Origin of the sequence: Gordonia sp. (in: high G+C Gram-positive bacteria) (assembly GCF_049647785.1) — a bacterium.
Taxonomy (GTDB): Bacteria; Actinomycetota; Actinomycetes; order Mycobacteriales; family Mycobacteriaceae; genus Gordonia.
The window spans coordinates 1-10502 of record NZ_JBARYI010000092.1 but is presented as its reverse complement, the minus strand read 5'-3'; the positions used below and the strand labels follow the sequence as shown (position 1 = coordinate 10502).

Here is a 10502-nt window from a genome sequence, read left to right as displayed (position 1 = left end):
ATGTCAGACATAGTGCGGGAATCGACGCATCATGCGAGAACGAGCAGAGGGTGGAATTACCTGGGCGCGTCGGTGTCGGCCGCCGGGCCGAGCGTCTCCTTATTGAAAGGCTCCTTGGGCGATCCGGTCGGGACAAGCAACAGGGTGACGATTGCGCCGACCAGCAACACTGCCGCACCGAGGTAGATCGAGTCGCCCATCGCGCGCGCAAACCCGTCGCGCAGAAAGTCCGGCAATTGCTCGACGGTACCGGTGTGGCTCTGCGTGTCGACCCCCGGCAACTCAGCCGACAATCGCGACATCATCAGCGCACCGATACCGGCCGACCCGATCACGGAACCGATGACGCGCGTGGTGTTGTAGACGCCCGCCCCGGCACCGGCCTGATACCAGGGCAGGTTCCGGGTCGCGGTCGCCGCGAGCGGCGCCCAAATAGCCGCGCTGGCAATACCCATCAGCATCGTCGGTAGTAACAATTGCCAGACCGGCGTATCCGGACGGAACACCGCACCGGCCCAGAAGGAAGCCACCGCGTAGGCAAACAGGCCCGACGACACGATGTTCCGCGGATTCACCCGATCCAGAATCCGACCGACGATGGGTGCCAGGATGCCAGTCAGCACGGCCATCGGAACCATGACGAGCGCCGACCTCAGCGGCGACATCCCGCCGACCAACTGCAGGAAGAACATGATCGGAATCATCGAACCAGACACGGCGAAGCCCATCGCGGCGATACCAATGTTGGAGACGGAGAAATTGCGGTCGCGGAACAGCGACAGCGGGACCAGCGGTTCCAGTCGCGTCTTCGCCTCCCACAGCACAAACAGCACCATGATGACGATGCCGCTGCCGATTAAGGCCCAGATCCAGCCGGCCCAGTCGTAGGATTCTCCCTCCTGGATCCCGAACACCAATGCACTCAGGCCAACGGCCGACAGACCGACACCGACCCAGTCGAACTTGTGATCGTGAGTTTCGACGCTCGGCACGTACATCGCCGCAAGCACCAGTCCGGCGATGCCGACGGGCAGGTTGACGAAGAAGATCCATTCCCAGCCGAACGAGTCGGTCAGGATGCCGCCGAGAAGTGGTCCGACGAGCGTGGCAACACCGGCGACAGTGCCCCACACGCCCATGGCGGCGCCACGTCGTTCCGGCGGGAAGATGCGGGTGATCAACGCCATGGTCTGCGGCGTAATGAGCGCGGCACCCAATCCCTGCAGGGCGCGCGCGGCGATGAGTTCGCCGATGCTGCCAGAGAGGCCGCACCACACGCTCGCGGCGGTGAAAAGGATCAAGCCTGCCTGATACACCGTCTTGGGACCGATTTTGTCGCCAAGACGACCGGCGATGAGCAACGGCACCGCATATGTCAGCAGATAGGCGCTTGTGACCCACACAATGCCGTTGACGTCGGCATCGAGCGCGGACATGATCTGCGGCTGTGCGACCGCGACGATTGTCATGTCGACGAGGATCATGAAGAAGCCGACGCAGAGGGCGATAAGTGCCGCCCAGGGCCTATCGGTGACCGATTTGAAAGCTGTGGCTTGCGGAGTCGAGGTCACCCGAATCCCCTTTCGCGTTGATGAATGTTCGCAAGGTTAACACCGATCACCCACCGGCGATCAACTGCAAATCTCGGTAACGTCGAGAAGGAAAACGCATGGTTGCCGCTGGATTCGCCCACCACGGAATAATCCGGCAGCGCAACTGTTGTACGAAGGTGGTTCGCCGAACCCGATCGAATGATCTGACCGAACCGAAAGACAAGGGAGCGCGACATGCGCAAGAAGAACAACGCTGCACCGTCTACACCCCCCGCCTACCTGCCTGTTCCCGCCCGCGGCTCAATCGAGGGCGCCCCGGTCGTGGTGTCCGACGCCAACAAGGCGATGCCCTTTGTCGGCACGCTGGTCGATAAAGCGCAGCGCCTGCAGCGTCCCGCCGTCGAAAAGTACGTCCGCCGAGTTCGCAACAAGTACCCCGACGAAGGTCCAGAGCAAGTCATTCGGCGCCTGGAAAAGCTGTACTTGAATACGGTCACCGCATCCGGTGGTGCCGTCGGTGCCACTGCCGCCATCCCCGGTGTCGGTACGGTCACCGCTCTCGGTGCCATCACGGCCGAGACCGCGGTCTTCATCGAGGCATCGGCACTGCTGGCGCTCGCGGTTGCCGAAGTTCACGGCATTGCACCGACTGATCACGAACGCCGCAAGACGCTCGTACTGGCAGTTGCCTTGGGCGAAGAGGGAGCCAACCTGGTTGGCAAGGCACTCGGAGCCAAGGGCGGCGATGCCATGGCCCGACTCGGCGTCCCGGGGCTGCCCGGCGTCAATATGTCGACCATCAATAAGAAACTCGCCAGCAAGTTCGCTCGCAAGTTGACCCTCGGCAAGGCGCCCGTGGTGATGGGCAAATTGGTGCCCGGTGGAATTGGCGCGGTCCTTGGTGGCGTCGGCAACCGTGCGCTCGGAACTCGCGTGATTCGCAACGCACGCGCGGCCTTCGGTCCCCCACCGCACTTCTGGATCAATGACGCCTGGACCACTGACGGAGAGGTGATCGCTCCGTACCGCTCAATCGAGGCCGGTTGACGACCGCGGTAACACCCGCCACCGACGGGTGGATCCGCAGACTCGTTGCGCAAGCGTTCCGGCATCGTCGACTGTTCATCACGATGATCTCGGTGACCCTCGGGGCCGTCGCCGTGGACTTGGTGACCCCGTTGATCACCAAGGCTGCGGTCGACTCCGCAACCGGACAGTCCACAGTCTCAATTGCACTGTCCGTGCTGATTGCCGCGCTGCTCATTGGCGCCGTGGCACGCTACGGCTTTCAATTCGGGCGGCGGATGACCGCGGGGCGTATGTCCATCACGGTGCAAGACGACCTTCGCCGTGAACTCCTCGACACACTGCATCACGTCGACGGACCGTCCCGCGACACCATCCGCACCGGCCAGGTGGTTTCCCGGTCCATCTCCGACCTTCAGGTAGTTCAGTCCCTTCTGGCGATGGCACCGCTGTCGATCGGCGGTGCCGTCCAGGTGGTGCTGTCACTGGGGGTCATGGCCTGGCTCTCACCACTCCTTACTCTCGTAGCCGTCACCGTTGTGCCCACGATCGCCGTCATCGTCTACTACAGCCGCAAGCGTTTGTTCGCGGCCACCTGGGCTGCCCAGCAGGCAGCCGCCGAAGTGGCTGGTCACGTGGAAGAAACTGTCACGGGCGTCCGTGTGGTCAAAGGTTTCGGCCAGGAGCGACGCGCCACGGACGAACTCGCCACGCTCGGCGACCGGCTGTACCGCTTCAAGTTGCGTGCCGCGCGCATCAGCGCCCGTTTTACCCCAACGATGGCTGCGATCCCCCAACTCGGCATGGTCGCCGTGATTGGTCTTGGCGGTTACCTGGTGTTCCTTGGCAACATCACCGCTGGCACGTTCCTCGCATTCTCCACCTACCTCGCGACGATGACCGGCCTGGCTCGCGTCCTCACCAACCTGGTGGTCAATGCGCAGCTAGCCGCCGCGGCGGTGACGCGCGTGTACGACGTCATCGACCACCCGCGCGATGACGCGTTCAACCAAACTGGCACTGCTCCGGTCGGACCGGTGGGTCTCACGTTCGACGACGTCGACCTCAGCTACGGCGACCGAGCGGTCCTATCCGGCGTCGACCTCCACCTTCAGCCCGGCGAGTGCGTGGCCGTCGTCGGCGGCCCGGGATCGGGAAAGTCGACGCTCGCCGAACTGGTGACCGGGGCCTACCGTCCGGACGCCGGGAGCATCGCCCTTGTCGGGAGCGATGGCAGTCGTACTGAACTGTCAGATCTGAGCCCCGACGAGTTGTACAAAACGGTGGCCTTCGCTTTCGACGAGCCGTTCCTCTACTCAACTTCCATTGGCACCAACATTGCGCTCGGCCCGGCCGAACCCGACGACAGCGATGTCCCGGCGATCACGGCCGCGGCCCGCGCCGCGGCCGCCGACTTCGCCGCAGATCTCCCCGACGGCTACGACAGTCAGGTCGGCGAACGCGGCCTCACCCTGTCTGGCGGGCAGCGTCAACGCATCGCTCTGTCGCGCGCCCTCTACCAGCGTGCCCGCGTGTTGGTTCTCGACGACGCGACCTCTGCCGTCGACGCGGCTACCGAGGCCCGTATCTTTGGGCACTTCCGGTCGCTCGGCACCACGATGCTGGTTCTTGCCCACCGCAGTTCCACCCTGACAATCGCCGACCGTGTCGCCGTTCTCGACGGCGGCAAAGTCGTCGACATTGGCACCGTTTCAGAGCTCACCGAACGCAGTGAACGCTTCCGCGAACTCATGTCGGCGACGGACACTCCCGAACAGCGGGCGGCCGCTGCGGCCAGCGTAGAACGACAGCAATCGATTGACGTCGCGGACCTGTGGCCCGGCGGTGTCGACACTCCCGCACCTACGGCACGACGGGAATCAACCGCGCCCCAACGGTTTGGTCCCGGCAGCGGCGGTCGTAGCGGGGCTCTGGGTTCCATGCCCGCCACGCCGGAAATCCGGGCCGCAGTCGATGCACTGCCCCCGGCTGACGAAGCACCACACGTCGACGTCGCCGCCGCTCGCGCCGAACGTTCGACCTTCAGTCTCCGCCAGATTCTGCGGCCGGTGCGGTGGCTCTTGGCAGTTGTGGTCGCGACAATTGCCGCGGACACGCTCATCGGCTTGGCTTTCCCGACCCTGGCCCGGAAGGTGCTGGATGCCAGCTCCGGGACCGACGCCAAGGTCATCGGGATCGCGACGTTGGTCGGTGTCGCGCTCACGTTGGCCGCCTGGATCGCGGGTGCCATCAACGTCCTCTCCGCAACCCGTGCGGGCGAACGCGTGCTGTACGCGCTGCGTATCCGTAGCTACGCCCACCTGCAGCGACTCGGCCTCGACTACTACGAACGTGAACTGTCTGGCCGCATCATGACCCGCATGACCACCGACGTCGACGCCCTATCTGGCTTCGTCCAGAACGGTTTGTCGTCGGCCGTCATCGCCGTACTGACCCTGTTCGGCGTTTCGGCTGCGCTATTGGCCACCGACTGGCAGCTGGCGCTGGTGATCGCGCCGGTCTTCCCCCTGCTGTTGATCGCGACCTTTTATTTCCGCCGCTCCTCGTCGAACGCCTACACGCGGACTCGTGAGTTGGTTTCTGCGGTCAACGCCGATTTCCAAGAGAACATCGCTGGGTTGGCGACGACTCGCGTCTACCGGCATATTCCGGCCGCCCGTGCCGAGTTCGGCCGCCGGAGCGACGCGTGGGTTTCCGCGCGCATGGATTCCCAACGGGCCATTTCGCTGTACTTCCCGTTCATTACGTTCTGTTCGGAAGCTGCGACCGCCGTGGTCCTTGGATTGGGCGCACATCAGGTGATTTCCGGTGACCTGTCATCGGGAACCTTGATCGCGTTTGTCCTCTACTTGGGCATGCTTTTTGGTCCGGTGCAGCAGTTGACCTCGGTATTCGATTCGTACCAGCAGGCAGCTGTTGGATTGCGCCGCATCCGCGATCTGTTACTCACCCCCAGTTCGCTCGTCGACGCACCCCTCGCCGACACCGAAGTCAGCGCACGGGACCTGGCGGCCCCGGCCTACGACGGCGACGTCCGCTTTGATGACGTGTCTTTCCGCTATTCCGGTGCCGAGTCCGACGCCCTCCGCGGCGTCAGCTTGCACATTCCGGCTGGCACCTCACTGGCGCTTGTCGGAACCACCGGTGCAGGCAAGTCGACGATCGTTAAATTGCTTGCCCGCTTCTACGACCCCACGACGGGTACTGTCCGCATGGACGGCACCGACCTGCGCGAGATCGAGTTGCATCGCTACCGGAGTCGGCTCGGGGTGGTTCCGCAAGAGCCACACCTGTTTGCCGGGACGGTTGCCGACAACATCGCCTATGGGCGGCCGGGGGCCTCCCGCGAGCTAATCGCGCAAGCCGCCCGCCGTGTCGGGGCCGCAGCAATGATCGCCGACCTCCCGGGTGGCATGGAGTTCCCGATTGCTGAACGTGGCCGCGGACTTTCCTCCGGCCAACGGCAACTGATTGCCTTGGCCCGCGCGGAACTCGTCGAACCCGATCTCATCCTGCTCGACGAGGCCACCGCTACCCTCGACCAAGCAACGGAGGCGCAAGTTCTCGCCGCTGGCGAGGCGCTGTCGCGGCGTCGCAGCAGCGTGATCGTGGCCCACCGGTTGGCGACCGCCGCGCGCGCGGACACGATCGCGGTTGTCGAGGATGGCCAAATCGTGGAATGCGGAACACACAGCGAACTGGTCGAGGCTGACGGACCGTATCGACGACTCTGGGATGCGGGCGTCTCGCCTGACGACTGCGAGAGCGACACCGTCACGGACCGCGACCGGCAGGTCGCGACCAGCAGATGACTGCACAACGAGAAGCCGTAGCTGGCGGGTTATGCCACGAAGCCGCGAATCCGGCACAAACTAAGGGCGACACACGCCACAATTCAGACAAAACCGGACGGCTAACTGCCGTCAATCGCGTGATTTTGACCACTAATCGAATACCTAGCTGGTCAGGGTCGCACACTTTCCACTTGTCGAGAGCCGCCCGCGTACCATCGATGAATGGTAGGTCGGCTGCGGTTCACAAGATCACGTCGGCCGAGCGCTAAAGATCAACAGAACACCCCGGTGAATTGAGGCGAGACAACGCTGTGAGCAGTTCGATTTCCGAATCAGACTTCGGACAAAACGAGTGGCTGGTTGAGGAGATGTACCAGCGATTCCAGACCAACCCCGAATCAGTCGATCCGAGCTGGCACGAGCTACTCAAGAACTACCGTCCCTCCTCGACGGCTTCGGCAACCCCCGCAACGCCCGCAGCCCCCGCCGCTGCGGCCGCCCCCGCTGCACCCGCTGCCACCGTCGCTTCTAAGCGCGCGGTCACGCTCGACACCGAGCCCACGAAGAATTCCGCGGTGACGCGCACCCCAGCTCCCGCCCGTGAAGCGCCGGCAACCAAGGCCGCTTCGGGTTCGAGTATGGCGGCCTCGGCCAGCAAGTCGGTCGACGACACCGCGACCGAAACGAACCAGGTTCTCCGCGGACCCGCCGCCGCCATCGTGCGCAACATGAACTCCTCGCTTGAGGTTCCCACCGCGACGAGCGTCCGTGCCATCCCGGCGAAGCTGATGATCGACAACCGCATTGTCATCAATAACCATTTGGCGCGTACCCGCGGCGGCAAGGTCAGCTTCACCCATTTGCTCGGCTATGCGATCGTTCAGGCGGTCAAGTCCTTCCCCAGCATGAACCGGCACTTTGCCCAGATCGACGGCAAGCCGAACGTTGTCACGCCTGCACACACCAACCTCGGTTTGGCGATCGACCTCAAGGGCAAGAATGGTGCCCGCACCCTCGTCGTCGCCGCTATCAAGAAGTGCGAAACGTTGAGTTTCTCGGCGTTCGTTGACGCCTACGAGGACATCGTTCGACGCGCACGCGACGGCAAGTTGGGGGCGGACGACTTCGCTGGCGTCACCATCTCGCTGACCAACCCCGGCACCATCGGCACCGTGCACTCGGTGCCGCGTCTGATGCAGGGCCAGGGCACGATCATCGGTGCTGGTGCCATGGAGTACCCCGCCGAGTTCCAGGGTGCCAGCGACGAACAACTCGCGGCCATGGGCGTTGGCAAGCTGATTACCCTCACCTCGACCTACGACCATCGCATCATTCAGGGCGCGGAGTCCGGTGACTTCCTGCGGACGATCCACAACCTGCTGATCGACGACAGCTTCTGGGATGAGCTTTTCACCGCTCTGCAGATTCCGTACGAGCCGGTCCGCTGGCGTCGGGACATCCCCGAGGGCTCGATCGATAAGACGACCCGCGTCCTCGAGTTGATTGCCGCCTACCGCAACCGCGGACATCTGATGGCGGACACCGACCCGTTGATGATGGATACGGCCGCTCGGGTGGCGCACCCGGACCTTGACGTACTGACCTACGGTTTGACGCTGTGGGACTTGGATCGCTCGTTTAAGGTCGGCGGCTTCCACGGCCAGTCCGATATGAAGCTGCGCGAAGTCCTCGCCATCTTGCGCGATGCCTACTGCCGCCACATCGGTGTCGAGTACACGCATATTTTGGATCCGGAGCAGCAGCGTTGGCTGCAGGATCGGGTGGAGATCAAGCACGCCAAGCCATCGGTTGCCGAGCAGAAGTACATCCTGAGCAAGCTCAACGCCGCTGAGGCCTTCGAGACTTTCCTGGCAACCAAGTACGTCGGCCAGAAGCGCTTCTCGCTCGAGGGTGCCGAGTCGGTCATCCCGATGATGGATGCGGTCCTGGACCAGGGTGCCGAGCACGGCCTCGAAGAGGTTGTCATTGGCATGCCGCACCGCGGACGCCTCAACGTTCTCGCGAACATTGTCGGCAAGCCGTACTCCAAGATCTTCACCGAGTTCGAGGGCAATCTCGGCCCCGCCGAGGCTCACGGTTCGGGCGACGTGAAGTACCACCTCGGTTCCGAGGGCAAGTACTACCAAATGTTCGGCGACAACGAGATCACCGTCTCGCTGACCGCTAACCCGAGCCACCTCGAGGCCGTCGATCCGGTCCTGGAAGGCATCGTCCGCGCCAAGCAGGATCAGATGGCCGACGGTCACCCGTTCGCGGTCATGCCACTCATGCTGCACGGCGATGCCGCGTTCGCAGGTCAGGGTGTTGTCGCCGAAGTCCTGAACATGTCGATGCTGAATGGCTACCGCACCGGCGGTACGGTCCACATCGTCGTCAACAACCAGGTTGGCTTTACCACCGCACCCGAGTACTCGCGGTCGACGCAGTACTGCACCGATATCGCCAAGATGATTGGCGCGCCAATCTTCCACGTCAATGGCGACGATCCCGAAGCTTGCGTCTGGGCTGCCAAGTTGGCCGTCGACTACCGCGAAGCATTCAACCGCGACGTCGTCATCGACCTCGTCTGCTACCGCCGCCGCGGCCACAATGAGGGCGACGATCCGTCGATGACTCAACCGGCCATGTACGACGTGATCGACAACCTGCGCAGCGTCCGTAAGAGCTACACCGAAGCGTTGATCGGCCGCGGTGACATTTCCACCAAGGAAGCCGAAGACGCTCTGCGCGACTACCAGGGCCAGCTTGAACGGGTCTTCGTCGAGGTCAAGGAACTGGAGCGGTACACGCCGGAGGCTTCGCCGTCGGTTGAGGGCGATCAGACCCTTCGCACCCAGCTCGTCACGGCCGTCTCGCAGGAGAAGCTTGCCGAGATCGGCGACGCGTTCGGGAATCTGCCGGAGGGCTTTACCGCGCACCCGCGCGTGCGCCCAGTCATTAAGCGCAGGCATGAGATGCCCGTCAAGGGCGACATCGATTGGGCGTTCGCTGAGCTTCTTGCGTTCGGCACCCTGGTGCAGGAAGGCAAAACGGTTCGTCTGTCCGGCCAGGACTCGCGCCGCGGTACGTTCACTCAGCGCCACTCGGTCCTCATTGACCGGGAGAACGGCTCGGAGTACACGCCGCTGAACCATCTGCCCGACGCTTCGGGCCGATTCCTGGTCTACGACTCCCCGCTCAGTGAGTTCGGTGTCCTCGGCTTTGAGTACGGCTACGCCGTCGCCGACCCCGAAGCCTTGGTCCTGTGGGAAGCGCAGTTCGGTGACTTCGTCAATGGCGCGCAGTCGATCATCGACGAGTTCATCAGCTCGGGCGAAGCCAAGTGGGGCCAGCGCAGCGACGTCGTGCTGCTGTTGCCGCACGGCCATGAAGGTCAGGGCCCGGATCATACGTCGGGTCGCATTGAGCGCTTCCTTCAGCTGTGTGCCGAGGGGTCGATGACGGTCGCACTGCCGTCGACTCCCGCTAGCTACTTCCACCTGCTGCGTCGCCACGTGCACGATGGCATCAGCCGCCCGCTGGTGGTCTTCACTCCGAAGTCGATGCTGCGTAATAAGGCTGCGGTGTCGCCGGTTGAGGAATTCACCGACGGCAAGTTCCTGTCGGTCATCGACGACCCGAAGTTCACCCATCGGGGTGGCGACCGGTCCAAGGTGAAGCGTGTTCAGTTGGTCAGCGGCAAGCTGTACTACGAGCTCGCCGCCCGCCAGGAGAAGGAAGGTCGCGACGACATTGCGATCGTCCGCGTCGAGCAGTTGTACCCGGTGCCCTACCGTCGTTTGGCACGCACGTTGGAGCAGTACCCCAACGCCGGCGACTTCGTGTGGGTTCAGGAAGAGCCTGCCAACCAGGGTCCGTGGCCGTTCCTCGGCCTGTGGCTTCCGGAGATGCTGCCCGAGTTGCTCGGTGGCCTGCGCCGCATCTCGCGTCGCGCCATGTCGGCCCCGTCGTCGGGTTCCAGCAAGGTGCACGCCGTGGAGCAGCAAGAGATCGTCGACGAAGCCTTCACGCCCATCGTCTAAGCATTAACCGAGTACGCCCCGCCGGATTTCCGGCGGGGCGTTTCTCATACCGCGCTCGCTTCGCT

4 protein-coding genes are annotated in these 10502 nt (G+C 63.6%); 3 read left to right on the top strand and 1 reads right to left on the bottom strand.

Annotated features, from left to right (window positions below; translation table 11 throughout):
• Positions 1-56: 56 nt before the first annotated feature.
• A complete protein-coding gene (locus tag WBA38_RS16265; RefSeq protein ID WP_424323127.1) occupies positions 57-1571 on the bottom strand; it encodes a DHA2 family efflux MFS transporter permease subunit in 1515 nt (504 codons plus the stop codon).
• Positions 1572-1898: 327 nt separating this feature from the next.
• Between WBA38_RS16265 and WBA38_RS16260 the strand changes: the two genes are divergently transcribed.
• The 3 genes from WBA38_RS16260 (at position 1899) to WBA38_RS16250 (ending at position 10437) form a co-directional block, all read left to right on the top strand.
• On the top strand, positions 1899-2600 hold the full coding sequence (locus WBA38_RS16260; RefSeq protein ID WP_424295846.1) for a hypothetical protein: 702 nt from the start codon (positions 1899-1901) through the stop codon (positions 2598-2600).
• Entirely contained in the window at positions 2597-6412 is a 3816-nt protein-coding gene (locus WBA38_RS16255) for an ABC transporter ATP-binding protein (protein WP_424323126.1), read from the top strand. Before WBA38_RS16260 ends, WBA38_RS16255 begins: the two co-directional genes overlap by 4 nt.
• Positions 6413-6705: 293 nt before the next feature.
• Positions 6706-10437 carry a multifunctional oxoglutarate decarboxylase/oxoglutarate dehydrogenase thiamine pyrophosphate-binding subunit/dihydrolipoyllysine-residue succinyltransferase subunit gene (locus tag WBA38_RS16250; protein ID WP_424323125.1) on the top strand — a complete coding sequence of 1244 codons (3732 nt, stop codon included), beginning with the start codon at positions 6706-6708 and terminating at the stop codon, positions 10435-10437.
• The last annotated feature ends 65 nt before the right edge of the window (positions 10438-10502 follow it).